17 protein-coding genes are annotated in these 15,203 nt (G+C 38.8%); 10 read left to right on the forward strand and 7 right to left on the reverse strand.

The genetic code is table 11. The annotated features are described in order from the left end of the window. Nucleotides 1–11: 11 nt before the first annotated feature. On the reverse strand, nucleotides 12–602 hold the full coding sequence (locus CLV96_RS11855; protein ID WP_004784694.1) for a TetR/AcrR family transcriptional regulator: 591 nt from the start codon (nucleotides 600–602) through the stop codon (nucleotides 12–14). A gap of 139 nt (nucleotides 603–741) precedes the next feature. Between CLV96_RS11855 and CLV96_RS11860 the strand changes: the two genes are divergently transcribed. Continuing rightward, nucleotides 742–1,491, forward strand: coding sequence for an SDR family oxidoreductase (locus CLV96_RS11860; RefSeq protein WP_004785517.1), 750 nt, complete (start codon nucleotides 742–744; stop codon nucleotides 1,489–1,491). Here the strand turns inward: CLV96_RS11860 and CLV96_RS11865 are convergent. Then, nucleotides 1,483–1,959, reverse strand: a complete 477-nt coding sequence (locus tag CLV96_RS11865) for a crossover junction endodeoxyribonuclease RuvC (RefSeq protein WP_004786210.1) — start codon at nucleotides 1,957–1,959, stop codon at nucleotides 1,483–1,485. The two genes, CLV96_RS11860 and CLV96_RS11865, sit on opposite strands and share 9 nt — an antisense overlap. A 132-nt stretch (nucleotides 1,960–2,091) precedes the next feature. On the opposite strand from CLV96_RS11865, the gene CLV96_RS11870 reads away from it, so the two are divergent. The 3 genes from CLV96_RS11870 (at nucleotide 2,092) to CLV96_RS11880 (ending at nucleotide 5,836) form a co-directional block, all read left to right on the forward strand. Further along, a complete protein-coding gene (locus CLV96_RS11870; protein WP_004785863.1) occupies nucleotides 2,092–3,768 on the forward strand; it encodes an acyl-CoA dehydrogenase family protein in 1,677 nt (558 codons plus the stop codon). Nucleotides 3,769–4,361: 593 nt separating this feature from the next. Beyond that, a complete protein-coding gene (locus CLV96_RS11875) occupies nucleotides 4,362–5,156 on the forward strand; it encodes a hypothetical protein (RefSeq protein WP_040917179.1) in 795 nt (264 codons plus the stop codon). Nucleotides 5,157–5,173: 17 nt separating this feature from the next. Continuing rightward, nucleotides 5,174–5,836, forward strand: coding sequence for a hypothetical protein (locus tag CLV96_RS11880; RefSeq protein ID WP_004786120.1), 663 nt, complete (start codon nucleotides 5,174–5,176; stop codon nucleotides 5,834–5,836). 81 nt (nucleotides 5,837–5,917) lie between these two features. Here CLV96_RS11880 and CLV96_RS11885 read toward each other — a convergent pair whose 3' ends face one another. From CLV96_RS11885 to CLV96_RS11895, 3 genes are read right to left on the reverse strand one after another with little or no spacing between them, the layout of a single operon-like run. Then, nucleotides 5,918–6,592 carry an START domain-containing protein gene (locus tag CLV96_RS11885; protein WP_004784887.1) on the reverse strand — a complete coding sequence of 225 codons (675 nt, stop codon included), beginning with the start codon at nucleotides 6,590–6,592 and terminating at the stop codon, nucleotides 5,918–5,920. Nucleotides 6,593–6,594: 2 nt separating this feature from the next. After that, nucleotides 6,595–7,839 (reverse strand): serine hydrolase domain-containing protein, encoded by a 1,245-nt coding sequence (locus tag CLV96_RS11890; protein ID WP_040917328.1) that lies wholly within the window; start codon nucleotides 7,837–7,839, stop codon nucleotides 6,595–6,597. A 12-nt stretch (nucleotides 7,840–7,851) separates the two neighbouring features. Continuing rightward, nucleotides 7,852–8,325, reverse strand: coding sequence for a TIGR04452 family lipoprotein (locus tag CLV96_RS11895; RefSeq protein WP_004786630.1), 474 nt, complete (start codon nucleotides 8,323–8,325; stop codon nucleotides 7,852–7,854). Between the two features lie 23 nt (nucleotides 8,326–8,348). Here CLV96_RS11895 and CLV96_RS11900 point away from each other — a divergent pair, with 23 nt between their 5' ends. Beyond that, entirely contained in the window at nucleotides 8,349–9,059 is a 711-nt protein-coding gene (locus CLV96_RS11900; protein WP_051012778.1) for a class I SAM-dependent methyltransferase, read from the forward strand. Nucleotides 9,060–9,152: 93 nt separating this feature from the next. Here CLV96_RS11900 and CLV96_RS11905 read toward each other — a convergent pair whose 3' ends face one another. Beyond that, nucleotides 9,153–9,644, reverse strand: coding sequence for a tellurite resistance TerB family protein (locus CLV96_RS11905; RefSeq protein ID WP_420813697.1), 492 nt, complete (start codon nucleotides 9,642–9,644; stop codon nucleotides 9,153–9,155). A 120-nt stretch (nucleotides 9,645–9,764) separates the two neighbouring features. On the opposite strand from CLV96_RS11905, the gene metG reads away from it, so the two are divergent. The 4 genes from metG to CLV96_RS11925 are packed head-to-tail and all read left to right on the forward strand — an operon-like array spanning nucleotide 9,765 to nucleotide 14,071. Further along, a complete protein-coding gene (gene metG, locus CLV96_RS11910) occupies nucleotides 9,765–11,810 on the forward strand; it encodes a methionine--tRNA ligase (RefSeq protein ID WP_004786131.1) in 2,046 nt (681 codons plus the stop codon). 4 nt (nucleotides 11,811–11,814) lie between these two features. Next, a complete protein-coding gene (locus tag CLV96_RS11915) occupies nucleotides 11,815–13,110 on the forward strand; it encodes an adenylate/guanylate cyclase domain-containing protein (RefSeq protein WP_004786746.1) in 1,296 nt (431 codons plus the stop codon). Next, a complete protein-coding gene (locus CLV96_RS11920) occupies nucleotides 13,110–13,712 on the forward strand; it encodes a phosphoribosyl-AMP cyclohydrolase (protein ID WP_004787320.1) in 603 nt (200 codons plus the stop codon). The genes CLV96_RS11915 and CLV96_RS11920 overlap by 1 nt, the downstream gene beginning before the upstream one ends. 2 nt (nucleotides 13,713–13,714) lie before the next feature. Next, nucleotides 13,715–14,071 carry a rhodanese-like domain-containing protein gene (locus CLV96_RS11925; protein ID WP_004784278.1) on the forward strand — a complete coding sequence of 119 codons (357 nt, stop codon included), beginning with the start codon at nucleotides 13,715–13,717 and terminating at the stop codon, nucleotides 14,069–14,071. A gap of 73 nt (nucleotides 14,072–14,144) precedes the next feature. On the opposite strand, the gene CLV96_RS11930 is transcribed toward CLV96_RS11925, so the two are convergent. After that, a complete protein-coding gene (locus CLV96_RS11930) occupies nucleotides 14,145–14,618 on the reverse strand; it encodes a nuclear transport factor 2 family protein (protein WP_004784696.1) in 474 nt (157 codons plus the stop codon). 51 nt (nucleotides 14,619–14,669) lie between these two features. Here CLV96_RS11930 and CLV96_RS11935 point away from each other — a divergent pair, with 51 nt between their 5' ends. Beyond that, on the forward strand, nucleotides 14,670–15,191 hold the full coding sequence (locus tag CLV96_RS11935; protein WP_004786558.1) for an SRPBCC family protein: 522 nt from the start codon (nucleotides 14,670–14,672) through the stop codon (nucleotides 15,189–15,191). Nucleotides 15,192–15,203: the final 12 nt, after the last annotated feature.

Here is a 15,203-nt window from a genome sequence, read left to right on the forward strand (position 1 = left end):
TAATCACCATCTTAAGCCAATCCTTTCAACACAGCTTCTATCGTATCCACTAACAACGGTTCTCTATTCTCATCCGAATGTTGGGCCACAAGTTTCGGGTGTGTGAAAGCAGTTCCCGCTGAGATCAAAATTTCTGTGATTTGGTTCACATCGCGTTTTTTGATTTTCTTTTGGCTCATAGCCTCAGTAACCAAACTCGACATTTGGCTGTGCATATTGGATAAATGAGTTTGGATGAAGGGTTTGGACTCTTCTGCGGCCATATCGAATGCTTTATACAATTCTGGATCTAGTTTTACTTTTTCCAATTTCATCCGGTGGAGGTTTTGAAACCAGATGAGAATTTTTTGGATGGGGTCTCGTTTTTCTTTTACGAGCAAATCTTGTTTCTCATCCAACTTTACAAGCCAACGTTCGGAAACTGCATCGAGAAGGGCTGTTTTGTCTTGAAAGTGAGAATAGAGGGCCGCATGGCTAATTCCCATTTCTTTAGCCACGTCCACCAACCGAACCTTTTCAAAACCCTTGGCTCGCATCTGGTCAATGGCGATTTCTACTGCTTTGTCTTGGATTTCCGTAGCGGTAAGACCAGTTCTTGGCATAAGGAAAGGATTGAATTCGGAGCAGGGGGGTCAATCTCGAATTACAAAATGGAAAAAATGTTAGTTTTGAAACTTACGGACTTGACTTTTTGTAACTTACAAAATAACGTAAATGTAAGTAAAGGAAAGGTAAAAATTTATGATATTGAATGGAAATACAATCCTCATCACCGGGGGAACAAGTGGAATTGGTCTTGCACTAGCAAAACGACTATCCAATCTCGGAAATCAAATTTTGGTTTGCGGAACGAATGTAAAAAAGATGGAAGAAATTTCTAAATCTTATCCTAGTTGGGGGACTTATCTATTTGATATCTCTCGACCTGAAGAAAGAGAAAAGTTGTTTGAAAAAACCACAAAAGATTTTCCAGAACTGAATGTATTATTCAACAACGCAGGTATACAAAGGTATCCCAAACTTGACGAAGTGGAACCTTGGTCTGATTTAGAAAAGGAGATCGACGTAAATTTGGCTGCTCCGATCCATCTTTCTATGTTATTCGCTAAACATCTGTTTGCGAAGAAAAATGCAGCAATTTTGAATACAACTTCTGGATTGTCACATATCCCTTTGGCTTATGCACCTGTGTATAGTGCAACCAAAGCAGCTCTACATTCTTTCACTTTGACATTACGATTCCAATTTCGTAACCAACCGATTGAGGTAATTGAAGTTTCTCCACCGATGGTAGATACTGATTTAGGAATTCCTAACACGCATACGGCGGGACTCAATTTAGATGAATATGCTGATGGTGTCATAGCCGGGCTAAAAAATGGAGAATTAGAAATCACCACAGGTTTTTCTACAGTCTCTGCCAATGCGAGTCGGGAACAAAAGAATGAAATCTTTTTGTCTATGAACATGGCAAGGAGTGCATCAAACTAAAGAGCGGCCTACAAAGGCACAAGCGATGGCGTCCCAGGAGTCATCATGGCCTTTTAGATCTTTAAATCCCAAAATCATTTGGATCGCTGCCCGAACTTCTTTTTTGGTGGCGTTCCCTTTGGCAGAGATTCCTTTTTTGATTTGAGTCGCGGTGAGGGAGACAACAGGAATTTGTTTTTCACCGAGCGAAAGTAAAATGACTCCGCGAGATTCCGAAACCTTCATACCGGTGGTTGTGTTCTGAACAAAGAACAGTTCTTCTACAGCAGCAGCTTCCGGTTGGAATTCAGTGAGAATGCCCATCAGTTCCTTTCGGATCTGGATCAAATTGTCGGGAGAAGGAGTCTTTGGAGCCACTTCAATGGTTCCGTAAGTTAAAAGTTCGGGGTTGCGGCGTAATCCTTCAGGAAAGGAAAGAATCGCATACCCCACGCGGTGGGATCCAGGGTCAATGCCGATGATTTTCAATAATTTCTTTCCTTAGCCCCAACTTTTGCCCAGTTTGGCCCGCCCCGACCCAAAACCTAGTCTAAAAATGAAAATGACAAGGTACTTTCCTTCCGTATAGTGGAAGAAAACCACCGCAGGAACGTTAAACACATGACCGCAACGGCAGTGAAACTCGAAAAATCCCAGGCGGAGAAGGCTCTTAGTGCTCAAGCCGCCCTCCTCAATGATGTAACCAAACGACTCGCTCAGAAAAATTCCGATAACGGCAAAGTATCCGTAAGCAAAATGGACAAAACGCAACATGTGTTTTACCAATTGGCTTGGATGACAGCTCAACAACGTGTTGCTGAGAACTTTATCGTTTATGCTTGGGATGCTTCCAAGGGAACTGGCGAAATGGAACAGAAGATGGCTCTTACTTTTGTGGCTGAAACTGTATCCAATATTCGTTCTGAACTCGCAGCTCGCCCTGCCGAGTATGAACTGACTTACCAAGAACTATTTTCCAAACTTTTTTCTGAAGAGATCAACGCTTATGTAGAAGCAGCATCAAAAATGGAAAACTACGAAGCCATCGTAGATAAGATCGTTGATCTAGGGCATTTCGGCGCTTACGGCCTTTCCGAAGACCATGAAAACTTCCGTGGAATCTTTAAAGATTTTGCTGAAAACGTAGTAGTTCCACATGCAGAACATGTCCACAGACATGATGACCTCATCCCACAAGAAATCATCAATGGTTTAAAAGACATGGGCTGTTTTGGACTTTGTATTCCAGAACAATTTGGTGGAATCCAACCAGATGATCGTCCAGATAACATTTCCATGTTAGTGGTAACGGAAGAACTTTCCCGTGGATCACTCGGTGCTGCAGGATCACTTATCACAAGACCTGAAATTATGTCGAAGGCCCTCCTCAAAGGGGGAACCGAAGAACAAAAAAACAAATGGTTACCACTCCTTGCATCTGGTGAAAAATTTGCAGGAATTATGGTAACAGAACCTAACTACGGTTCGGATGTTGCTGGAGTTTCCGTAACAGCAAAAGAAGTAGATGGTGGATTTGTCATCAACGGTGTAAAAACTTGGTGCACATTCGCAGGTTATGCGAATCTTCTTCTCATCCTTTGTCGTACAGAGTCCGATCCAAGTCTCAAACATAGAGGTCTTTCCATCCTACTTGCGGAAAAACCATCCTTTGATGGCCATGAATTCAGTTACAAACAAGACGGTGGCGGAACCATACAAGGAAAAGCAATCGGAACCATTGGTTACCGAGGAATGCATTCTTACGAAGTATCTTTCGAAGATTATTTTGTTCCGAAAGAAAACCTACTTGGTGGAGATGCAGGACGCGGAAAAGGATTCTATTTCCAAATGGAAGGATTTGCTGGTGGACGTATCCAAACAGCAGCTCGTGCCAACGGTGTGATGCAAGCCGCTCTCGAAGCTGCTCTTCGTTACTCGCAAGAACGTAAAGTATTCGCAAAACCAATTTACGATTATACTTTAACTAAGTTCAAAATTGCGAAGATGGCAATGATTGTGCAAGCAACTCGCCAATACACAAACTATGTAGCAACTCTACTCGATAACCACAAAGGCCAAATGGAAGCAACACTTGTAAAATTGTATGCATCTAAAATTGCTGAGTGGGTGACAAGAGAAGCAATGCAAATTCACGGTGGTATGGGTTATGCAGAAGAATACCCAGTATCACGTTATTTTGTGGATGCTCGTGTATTCTCTATCTTTGAAGGTGCGGAAGAAGTAATGGCTCTTCGTGTAGTTGCGAAGGATCTACTCGACCAAGCTCTTGCTTCTTAATTAAGAAACTAAGCCAAACTTTTTGCCGAATGGGTAATCCAACTCGGCAAAAAAAGGAAAAGCCCGAGAAATCGGGCTTTTTTTATGTTCGTAATGTTTCTCTGTCTGATTGGTTAATGTATCCGCCAAATGCAAAAGACTATTGAGTGAAACTTAGAATCTTTTGTGAATCAATGGTAGCAGAAGCTGAACAATTTCAATGATTCGAATTTGTCGCCGTTTAGCATTCCACAGGTTTGTCACAAAATGTATGAATCAAAAAAAAAGTATCCATCTACATTAGTACAGATATTAATTCCTAATTTTCGATAACGTTCTGCTTCAGGACTATTTTCGCAAGTTAGAACAGTGGAAAGTAAACATTGTTTGGATTTTTTCTTTTCTTTTTCACATTTACCTGTTAAATTTGCAATTTCGCTTTTGCAATTTGATAATATAAGAAATGCAAGAATATAATATTTAATAAATTTCATGTGCAAAACCAAGCAAACATTAGAAACTAATTTAGTTTTTCTGTCACTTATTTTTAGCAGATGACTTGTGTTTTACGATAAATTTTCGATATTTTACTAAATAAGGAGTTTCAAGATTCAGTGAAAATAATTCGAATATTTTTTTTCCTCACCATTCTGTGGATCTTTTTGGCTTTTTCTTTCTCTTGCAAAACTCCAATGCCTGAGTTGAGTTCAGAGGCAAAACTTTCTAAAGGAAAAATGATCTCGATTCGTTGGACTACAACAGATCCTATTCTTGCAAAAGTTTTTAATGAAATTTTCCCTGTACCACCTCCCATTTTGTTAAACGAAAATGTAAACATAGCAGATTTGACAAGAGTTCCAATGGCGGAGCCCGATCCAAAATTGGCACCAAAACCAAAACAAGAAAAACCTGTGAATCCAAATGAACTTCCAAGGTGGGAGCGTGGATTTGAATTATCTAATATTGATAATCTTACGGTCGTTATCCGAAAAGAAAGCCAGAGACCATTTTACAGTGTTGGGCTGAGTTTACTTGCATTAACAATGTTGTATTATGGAACAATGGAAACAGAAGCTGAACTTGTTTGGACATCTGAAGAAACTAATTTGCACAGAATTTCCTTTTTATCCACTCATGAAACGATTTGGGCTCCGATGCCATTTTATATTGGTACTGGTTCGAGTATCCTTGCACCTGCTTTTAATTCGAACCGTTACCCATCGAAATTACAAAAATATTGCATACAAGAAACACCAAGTAAACTAAGAGAATCACTGGAACAATCTCAAACAGAAAACTGCAAAGAATATGAAACTTTTTTAAGAAGGTTGTTTCTTCAGAATTATGACAATATCCATTCGCAATTGAAGGAATGGGAAAAAAGAAACGGGGATTGGTTCCAACCGTAACTAAGGTAATTTTTCATTTGATTCAAATTCAAAAAAATAAATTCATTCGAATGTTTTTTTATAAACTCCCTTTACTTCTATCTTGCATTTTTATTTCTGCGCTATTCCCTTTACGGGATCTACATTCCGTTTCCATACCAAAAGAAAATTGGAGTTTGGTTCTATATGGAGGAATCTTTACTACAACCGACCTCATCCCCATTGTATTTCGCCAAAAAACCGATTACAAAGAATCTTATATAAGCAGTTTAGGAATTTCTAGACCTTTCGATTACCGAATTCGTTGGTTTGATTTTTTATGGGAAGGGAATGTCACCAAACATTTTGGAGAAATGCACCATTGGGAAGTAAACGGATTTTACATTGTCAAAATCGATCGAATGTATGGATCTCCTTTTAGTTTATCATTAGGTGAAGGATTGTCCCTTGCTTCAGAAAATCCAAAATTGGAAAATAAAGCAAAGGGCTACTCTTTGGATGGATTGCAAAAAGATGCCATTGAATCTAGAGCATTACTGAATTATATGATGGTAGAATTTAGTTCCTATTTACCGTTTGAACGAAAAACAGAATTATTTATCAGAGTGCATCATAGGTCGGGGGTATTTGGTTTATATTGTCCACCTGATCCCAATTGCGGTTCCAATTTTGTCAGTTATGGATTTAGAACTTCATTTTGACATCACAGGGAATTTAAATAAAGCCCTGAGTGATGTCAAAATTTGGTGATCTTCGTTAATTATTTAAACCAACGATTTTAGTTAATTTTTTGTGGGTTCTTTGATCCAATCGAATTTTGTATCTTTATGTTTTCCTTCTTCTACTAATGTTTTTAAATTTAAAAGTGATTCGTAAGGAGTGTCAGTTAAAACTAGGTTGATGACTGATTGGGGAACTGATCCACCAGGTTCAAAGTGAGCTTGGTATTCGATTTTTAGTTTTCCATTTGTTTGTGGAATGATACGCCAAACACCCTCAAAGTTTTCCATACGAGTAACTCCAGAAGGAGTTGGCCGTGCATTGGAATCGAGACGTTTGATTTTCATCACAGTTGCTAAAGTTTTTTCATTTTGTTCAAAACTTCTGTCCATAATCAAATCACGATCATTGACTGGCCAAGGTGCACCGTTACGGAGATAAACTACTGATTTTTTTTCGGTACCCGAAAGCACGGTGAGTTCTTTACACTGGTGATAAAGATTTTTACAAGAAGCCGGGTCGGTTAATAAAGCAATGACTTGAGAAATAGAGGCTTCAATTTCAGTTCTGCCTAAAAATTCATCTAGGTTGGAACCCACAAAAGGACGAGTCAATACTTGGATTCCTTTTTTCCGTTTGGACTCCGACCATTCAGATGATTGGGCAAGGAGGGAAGAAACATTTGATAGAAAGGAAATTCCTATCAATGTCATAGTTAGGATTTGTTTTTTTGTCATGGTTACTTACCTATTTGTAGATGGATGAGTGGTCTCACCGTTTCTGCAAAGAATAATGAGGTTGAAGATGCTGGTAACAAACTCAATCCATTTTTTCTTCCCACATTATTTACAGCGAGGATTGCCATATAATTTCGGTTTTTATCAATCCATGGATAATATCCATTGATACCAATGCTGTGCGAAATGAGGTCACGATCACATTCTGCGGGTATATCCGTAGTGGTGCAAAATCTCCAGTTTCCGAGGCCGTATTGCCAACGATACCCGAAAGCTGAAAATTGGGAGTAACCAATCTTCGCCCCTTGGTATTGGTCTGCTAAAATTTCTGTCACTGAAGTTGTGGATAGAAAATTGGCGATATTTCCTCCTGCTGCATTTTTAGCAGTTCCATTCATAAGGAGTGCGTTAATCATTCTTGCATAATGTTCTGGAGATATAGAGAGACCAAAGGCGCCAGACAAACTTCCATCTGTATCTTCTGCAGTTCGGTAGTTTCCTTTCCAAACAGCTTGGTTTGCATCCCAACCCAAAGGAGTGACAATGAGCTGGGTGAAAATGGTATTCCAGGTTTTTCCACAGGATACCTCTAACATACGTTGTGCGACGGCCATATGATTGGAATTGTACTGGAATAATGCTCCTGGTGTTCCGGTGGACTGATCTCTAATATCATTTACACAAGTATCTTTTTGTGCACCAGATGCACCGACTGGTAATGTGGAGATACAGGTGGCCTGACCTGAACCATTTCCTCCTCCGGCGTTCAAACCTGAGGTAAAGGACAATAATTGACGGAGGGTAATGGTTCCCTTGGTTCCAGTCCATCCGAGAATATCTCCAGTGGTTCTACTCAAAGATAAGCTACCACCTGTGGCACAGGTTCCCGTAGTAACTGTCCCACAGTTTGCATATGTTCCACTATTGGAATTACAATCAATGGCTCGCATAGCGGTGATGGCAGTCACCCATTTGGATCCCGAAGCGATCGGTCGGTAGGTATTATAATCCAAAATGGATTGTCTCGCATAAATTCTGTTACCTGACCCATCAAAAACTTGGAAACTGGCTCCTTCATCGGTAGTTTTTGCATATTGATCAAAACAAGTGTCGAGACTGAAGCAGGAGCCAAATATCCCTGCGACAAGTAAAGATTGTGTATCCTTATCGGTTGCAACAGGCTTTTGGCAGTTCATAATAAAAGAAGAAATAAGTGATATGAATATGATAGATTGAATTGATTTCATAATGACCCTCATTTAAAAGCGAATCGGTTCTAAGGTGATAATTTTTCCTGTGCGATCCAGGTCGCAGGATGCAAATTCCGGTAGTAAAAGTGCATCACGAGATGCTCCCCCAACAGTTGTTAAACCATCGTAAATAACACCCAGAGCCAATGCACCTTTTGTCCGAATATCTGATTCACACTGCAAAACAGATGATTCCATAAAGTATTCTTCATCTTCGATCTTCGTTAGGTATGAATATAGGATTTTTGCGAGAAAACCATTGATCAGAAGAAGAGGGGAGATTGGACCCTGTCCTCCTTTCATTCCAGATTGTGCCAACCAAAAGGAAGAGGCAGTAGATTCGGCCTCAAAAATTGCTTCAGAAATCCGTTTTTTTGCCTCGGAACCTTTCACTGCACCATAGGTGGGGATTCCAATTGTTTCTGTCAGCATACAATTTGTGAGAAACACAAAGAAAAGAATGGATAGAATAATTTGTCTCATGAAATTTTTATCCTTAATAGAGAATGAAACGATCTGTAAACTTTTCCTTTCACCACATGGTTCGAATTCCAGAGCCAGAACTTATGGAAGATGCTACACAAGTAGCATCCTATGCACAAGCTGACTTCGAAACAGCCCATTCCTTTTTGATTCGTAAATTTCAAGATAGACTTCCTTCCAGGTTTAATCCGGAATCCATTTTGGATTTAGGATGTGGCCCAGGTGATATGTCATCTCGACTATATTCACAATTTCCGAATTCGAATTTTACATTTCTGGATGGTTCTGAGTTCATGTTAGATCATTGTAAGAAGCGTATGGAGTCACTGGTTCCAAAAAAAAGAAACAAAAAAATGGAATTTAAAAAAGAACTCATTCAGGAATTTGTTCCTGAATCGCCTTATGATTTAGTATTTTCTAATTCCTTATTACACCATTTACATGATCCATTTGAATTTTGGGGAGCAGTACAAAGATCCATTCATTCAGATAGTTTTATTTTTATATCTGATTTGATGCGACCAGATTCATTAAACGCTGCATATCAACTAATAGAGCGTTATGCGAATAATGAACCTGATGTCTTAAAAACAGACTTTTACAATAGTTTGCTTGCTGCTTATCGAATCGAAGAAGTAAAAGAAATGTTGGAGATTGTCAGACTAGATGGAAGATTAAATTTAGAACCGATCACAGACCGGCACTGGATTTGTTATTCTAAACCAAGGCTTTAATGATTTTAAAATACCTTGGTACTCGTTTGTGAAAGATCAATTTGTATTGATAGGAATATCGATTCGATTCCTTAGTCTGCACTAAGAATTGTATTAGCTTAGATATTTTTTTTCGACTCTCACTTTATCCATATGACTAATCTTTAGTTCAGAGGCTAAATCTTCCAAAAAACGAATTTCATCTTTGTTGAGAGAACCGTCGGAAGCAACAATACAGACTGCATCCTCAAAAAAATTCAAAGCATACTCATCATTGTCTGAAACGACTTTGGTTATGGTTTTCATAGGCAGTGGATTTTCAAAGGTTTTTGATAGGATGTCCAAAACTTGTTTTTTTTGGGTTTGGAACCCACTTAAGAGGCAATCGGGTTCAAATAGTACGTTCACAAGTTCCCCCACGATTTCGCCTTCTTTTTTTTTGAATTGCCCATCGGCATGACAGGCATAGGACCATAAACTAAGAAGGACTTTGGCATATTCAATATGAAGGTCACTTTCGATGTCTAGAGTCGATTGGATGGAATCCGGATGTTTCTTTTTGTTCCCTTTGACTTGTTTCAAATTTTGAACGATTTTCTTTGCCATAACAATCAGGAATTTTATTGCTTCGGATTCTCCGTTCAACTTCATTTTTTTACTCTTTTCTTGATTTTTCCCAAAAATGGGCTGAATTGGAACTTCGAATCAGGAAACTGGAATTAATCTATGTCGAAAAATATTCTCGTTACAAGCGCGCTTCCCTACGCCAACGGTTCCATCCATTTGGGACATGTATTAGAAGCAGTCCAAACAGATATCTGGGTACGTTTCCAAAAGTTAGTTGGGAACAATTGTTATTTCTTTTGTGCGGATGACACGCACGGGACTCCCATCATGATTGCCGCCAAAAAAGCAGGCAAAACTCCTGAGACCATGATCGAAGAAGTGCAGAAAGAGCATTACAAAGATCTAACTTCTTTTGGAGTTTCGTATGACAACTATTATACGACAAATTCGGATGAAAACAAAAAATTTTCTGAATCCATTTACCTCACCTTAAAGAAAAAGGGTCATATAGTTGCGAGAAACATTGAACAATCATATTGCGAACACGACAAAATGTTTCTTCCTGACAGGTTCATCAAAGGAACTTGTCCTAAGTGTGGAGCAAAAGACCAATATGGCGATTCTTGCGAAGTATGCGGAACGAGTTATTCTCCCAAGGATTTAAAAGATTCCTATTGTTCTATCTGTGGAACAAAGCCAGTTCTCAAAGAATCCAAACATTTATTTTTTAAACTCCAAGACTTTCAAACCCAACTGCAAACCTGGATCGAAGGCGAAAGTCGATTGAACGAAGGAGCACAGAAAAAATTAAAGGAATGGTTTACCTCTGGATTGCAAGAATGGGATATCAGTCGTGACGGCCCTTACTTTGGTTTTGCAATTCCTGAAGAAGAGAATAAATACTTTTATGTTTGGTTAGATGCACCAATCGGATATATGGCTTCAGCCATGAACTTTCTAAAGGATGAAAAGAAGTTCAACGAAATTTGGAAAGAAGGTAAAGGTGAAATTGTTCATTTTATCGGGAAAGACATTTTATACTTTCATGGACTCTTTTGGCCAGCAATGTTAATGGGAGCCGATTACCAAACTCCCTCTCAACTCAATGTTCATGGATTTTTAACTGTCAACGGTGAGAAGATGTCCAAATCCAGAGGGACATTTATCAACGCTTCTACATTCGCAAAATATTTAGATGTCGAACACTTTAGATTTTATTTGGCCTGCCGTTTGGGTTCGGGAATGGAAGATGTGGATATTTCATTTGATGATTTTGTCTCACGAGTTAATTCCGATCTCATTGGAAATCTTGTGAACTTAGTATCCCGGGTGTCTACCTCCATCTTAGATAAAATGGACCGCAAGTTAGGAAGTCTTTCTATAGAGGGAAATTCACTGGTTTCGGAACTTCTATCCAAAGAATCAGAAATTCGAGAAGCTTATGAATCGCGTAACTATTCTAAGGTGATGAGAGAAATTACTGGTCTTGGTGATAAAGTTAACAAATACGTAAATGATTATGCTCCTTGGAACTTAATTAAAACAGACATAGAAAAAGCAAGAGAGGTTGTGACAACTTCGCTCAATTGTGCAAAGATTCTATTTACTTATTTGGGGCCGGTTACTCCCAAAATTGTTAATTCGGTTGCCCAGCTTTTCCAAGTAGAGAGTTTAAGTTTTTTAAATTTGAAAGAAACACTTGAGAACCAAGTTCTTGGGCCATACCAAATGTTATCAAAACGTGTAGAGGAAAAAAATATTTCACTTATGATAGAGGAAACCAAAGAAGCATTTCAAAAAGCAAATCCAGAGAAATCTAAATCGGAACCAACTAAATCCACAACTCCGGAGGCGAGTGTTTCTACGGTTTCAGCAGAAGGGTTCATCACCATAGAAGAACTTTCAAAGGTGGAACTTCGGGTTGGGCAAATTATGGAAGCAAACCCTGTCGAAGGCGCCGACAAACTTTTGTTTGTTAAAGTTAACCTTGGAGAAAAAGGAATCAAAAATGTTTTTGCTGGCATCAAAGCAAGTTATACGGCAGAGGAATTAGTTGGGAAAAAAGTCGTTGTGGTCGCTAATCTAAAGCCAAGACAAATGAAATTTGGATTATCGGAAGCAATGTTACTGGCATCAGGAAAAGAAAAAACTTTATCTTTATTTGTGCCTGATCGTGACGCAAATCCAGGAGATCTTTTAAAATAGGTTTATGGCAACAAAGTCAGAACAAATCTTAAGGGAAAAGGAGATTGAAGGGATTAAGTTTAGTCTCTACGGAAAAATCTTAATCTTTTCCCTTTTGACAATAGCTACTTTCTTTGTTGCTCAAACTTTATTTGAATTACTAACGATAGCCTCTATTTCGTTAGGTTTAAATTTAGTTTTATATATTTTGTCTAAGTTTTTGAAAAAGGGAAAGTTTGTTTCCTTTGTTGGATTATTTTGTGTTTTAATAGATTTATTCATCATCACCATTCTTCCATTTATTTGGTACAATGCGGTTGGCGGTGAGTCGCAAGTCCCAAGAACTTACTTAATCAAAACTTATTTACACTTTATTATTGCAGCAACATTAGTCATGAACGCATTTAGCATCCAACCCATATATCCAATGATTTATGCTTTGGGTGTTGTGGTTAGCCAAGCTGGTATTTTGATCTATGCGCAACAAGATCCGCGATTTGTTAGTACTGAAAGTTTCAAAGAAGCCTTTCTTGGTCCAGCGGCTCATGTAAATAATTATATCATGTCTATGGGAATCATCGGAGTCCTTGGATTTTTTTTGGCATATCTTACCTACCGTGTTAGGCGAACAGTGTTGGCAGCAGTTACAAACGAAATCAAGATGTCCCAGCTTTCTCGTTATTTCTCTCCAAATGTTGTCAACGAAATGGGAGAGGCAGGTGATGAATTCTTTAAGCCAGGCGGAAAGGAGTCAACGGTTGCTGTTTTATTTTGTGATATTGCCAATTTCACTCAAATCTCAGAATCCCTGGGACCTGAAAAAACCATGTCACTCCTGTCTGAATACCATAGTTTTATGTTAGATATCGTTTTTGAACATAATGGTACTCTCGATAAATTTATCGGAGATGGCATGATGGTGACTTTTGGAACTCCTCTTCCAGGGAAGGACGATGCCACTCATGCTGTCCGAGCCGGTGTAACTATGTTACATGCTCTTTCCCTTTGGAATCAAAAAAGAGAATCAAAAGGAGAAAAGCCGATAGCCATTCGTATTGGGATTCATTATGGTCCAGTCATTGTTGGAAATGTAGGTGTGGAGAAACGCCTAGAATACACTGTCATTGGGGATACGGTTAATGCTGCCAGCCGATTGGAATCCCTAGGAAAAGAGTTAAAACGAAACTTTCTAATCTCGAAAGAATTGTATGATCAAGTTTCTTTAGAATTTCGACAAAATTTAAAAATCAAATCGATGGGTGCATTATCTCTTCGTGGAAAAACAAAAACGACGGAAATTTTATCTGTGGAGGCAAATTGATGATCCAACTTCCAAAAGAAAAAGAGATTACCATCATATCGAAACCTTCCTTTGATTCCAATGAGGTGAGTTTACAAGTGATGAACTCCGATCTTGCACAAGATTTTGTGAATCATTTTGATTTTGATAGTAAACAATTGTTTATCGATTGTGATGAAGATGCATTATTAGAGATTGATTCTAGTCTTCAAAATTTCAGCAAACGTCTATTATGGGAATCGGGAAGTTTAAAATTAACGGAAGAAGAGTGGGCTACGTTTCAAAATACGATTCCTGCTATATCTCCATTTCTTGCACAAGACAAATCAGGTAAGGATTTGATGTTGGCTTGGGGAAAAAAAGAAAGCCTTTTGTCTGCCGTAACAACAGGACTTGGAACTTATTATAGTCGCTCTAGAAAAGGAAAGTGGGTGAAAGGGGAAGAGTCGGGACATCTTCAGAACCTTTTCTCAATTTATGTACATTCTAACCCTTTTTTTGTACAGTACGTAACTAGCCAAATTGGTGCTGCATGTCATACAGGATATTATTCTTGTTTTTTTCGAGAGCTTGGCCCGAATGATTCTGTTTCGTTCGTCTATTCTAATAAAGTCGGAGAATGATTTTGAATCGTATTGCCTTAATTGTATTAGTTCTTGTTTGTCTTGTTTTTATCGTTTATAAATTAAGATCCACATTAGGAGTGGATCAGTCTCAGTTGAAAGAAAAAATTGATGCTGGAGCTTTGGTTGTTGATGTGAGAACAGTTGCTGAGTTTCAATCTGGTCATTTTCCTGGTGCGATCAATATTCCTGTAGACCAGGTCTCGAAACGATTGGATGAATTCGGTGATAAAAAGAGATCCATCATTGTATATTGCGCATCAGGTGGTAGGAGCGGGAGTGCCAAATCCTTTTTGGAATCAATCGGATACTCTGACGTAACGAACGCTGGTGGACTTTCTAATATGCCCAATCCGTAAGAGCAAAAAATATAGGGAAACAATTTGGATTTATAAAAAAACAAAATTGTATTCCCTATTGGCAACTAACAAACTACATACGTTTTCGTTTCATATACAATTGTAATCCAGTGACTGCTTCTTTGCGTACCTTGTTTCCAAGTGCAGGCCACCAACCGAGGAAATATCCAACAGGACCCATTGCCATCCCGAGCCATTTCCACATCGAAAAATGATCCTTGTGAGTGAATATCTTTCCATCTTTAAACGTAAAGTTTGCATGGATTTTGTTTTGAACCAATCTACCTGTTTTGCTAAAACTATAGTCAGCTTCCCAGTTTGCAGAACCTTTGGCCTCGTCCGCTTTAATATTCGAAAATCGAATCGTTAAGTTTTGACTTCTTTCCAGTAACATCAGCCACATGGCACCTGCTTCTTTCCCTTTTAAATGACCAAAGGCAGGATCTTGGAATTCAATTTCGGGATGGTAAAGGGAAACCATAGTTTGGCCGTCTTTGTTTTGGAAAGCTGTGTAAAACTTTTGAATTAACTCTTCATTTGCATGCATTGTGGAAAAGATTATGATTGATCAATCCAAGACTTAGCAAGAAAAAAAGTTATGAAACGAATTGTTCTCTTTGCTTTCGGAACCAGTTTTTTACTCATTGGACTCGTAGTTCTTTTTTTAGCAGTCGGTTACTTCCAAGATCCTAAATTCCATGCAGAAACAAGCGAATGGTTGAAAGCTGAGCCAGAAGACATTTGGGCTTACATTACGGATGTAAATGATCTTCCCAATCGCAGAAAGGAAGTGGTCGCAATCAAAATTTTAGAAACCAGGCCCAATGGTATGATCCAAAAATGGGAAGAAACACCGGATATGGGTGGATATATGATTTTTGAACTTCGCGAATCCATTCCCAATAAACTTTGGAAAATTGAACTGACGGACGCTAGTTTTAAAATGCGTGGGTCTTGGACTTACTCTTTAGAAAGAAAAATCCCAGGAACAGTTGTGACAATTTCTGAAGACTCTGAAATCACAAGTGTTCCTGTGAGAGGGGCATATTTCCTTGCCGGAAGGGATGCTACTCTCCAAAAAGAGATGGAACTCATTCGCAACCGGTTTAGCGGGCGTTAGGGGATATACGGG

This window comes from Leptospira meyeri (assembly GCF_004368965.1).
Lineage (GTDB): Bacteria > Spirochaetota > Leptospiria > Leptospirales > Leptospiraceae > Leptospira_A > Leptospira_A meyeri.

Bases quoted from the DNA above. Each gene is read 5' to 3' on its own strand.
- CLV96_RS11915 (WP_004786746.1), top strand. From the start codon at position 11,815: ATGGCAACAAAGTCAGAACAAATCTTAAGGGAAAAGGAGATTGAAGGG.
- CLV96_RS11890 (WP_040917328.1), bottom strand. From the start codon at position 7,839: ATGAAATCAATTCAATCTATCATATTCATATCACTTATTTCTTCTTTT.
- CLV96_RS11895 (WP_004786630.1), bottom strand. From the start codon at position 8,325: ATGAGACAAATTATTCTATCCATTCTTTTCTTTGTGTTTCTCACAAAT.
- CLV96_RS11930 (WP_004784696.1), bottom strand. From the start codon at position 14,618: ATGCATGCAAATGAAGAGTTAATTCAAAAGTTTTACACAGCTTTCCAA.
- CLV96_RS11870 (WP_004785863.1), top strand. From the start codon at position 2,092: ATGACCGCAACGGCAGTGAAACTCGAAAAATCCCAGGCGGAGAAGGCT.
- CLV96_RS11860 (WP_004785517.1), top strand. From the start codon at position 742: ATGATATTGAATGGAAATACAATCCTCATCACCGGGGGAACAAGTGGA.
- CLV96_RS11920 (WP_004787320.1), top strand. From the start codon at position 13,110: ATGATCCAACTTCCAAAAGAAAAAGAGATTACCATCATATCGAAACCT.
- CLV96_RS11885 (WP_004784887.1), bottom strand. From the start codon at position 6,592: ATGACAAAAAAACAAATCCTAACTATGACATTGATAGGAATTTCCTTT.
- metG (WP_004786131.1), top strand. From the start codon at position 9,765: ATGTCGAAAAATATTCTCGTTACAAGCGCGCTTCCCTACGCCAACGGT.
- CLV96_RS11935 (WP_004786558.1), top strand. From the start codon at position 14,670: ATGAAACGAATTGTTCTCTTTGCTTTCGGAACCAGTTTTTTACTCATT.
- CLV96_RS11905 (WP_420813697.1), bottom strand. From the start codon at position 9,644: ATGGCAAAGAAAATCGTTCAAAATTTGAAACAAGTCAAAGGGAACAAA.
- CLV96_RS11900 (WP_051012778.1), top strand. From the start codon at position 8,349: ATGAAACGATCTGTAAACTTTTCCTTTCACCACATGGTTCGAATTCCA.
- CLV96_RS11855 (WP_004784694.1), bottom strand. From the start codon at position 602: ATGCCAAGAACTGGTCTTACCGCTACGGAAATCCAAGACAAAGCAGTA.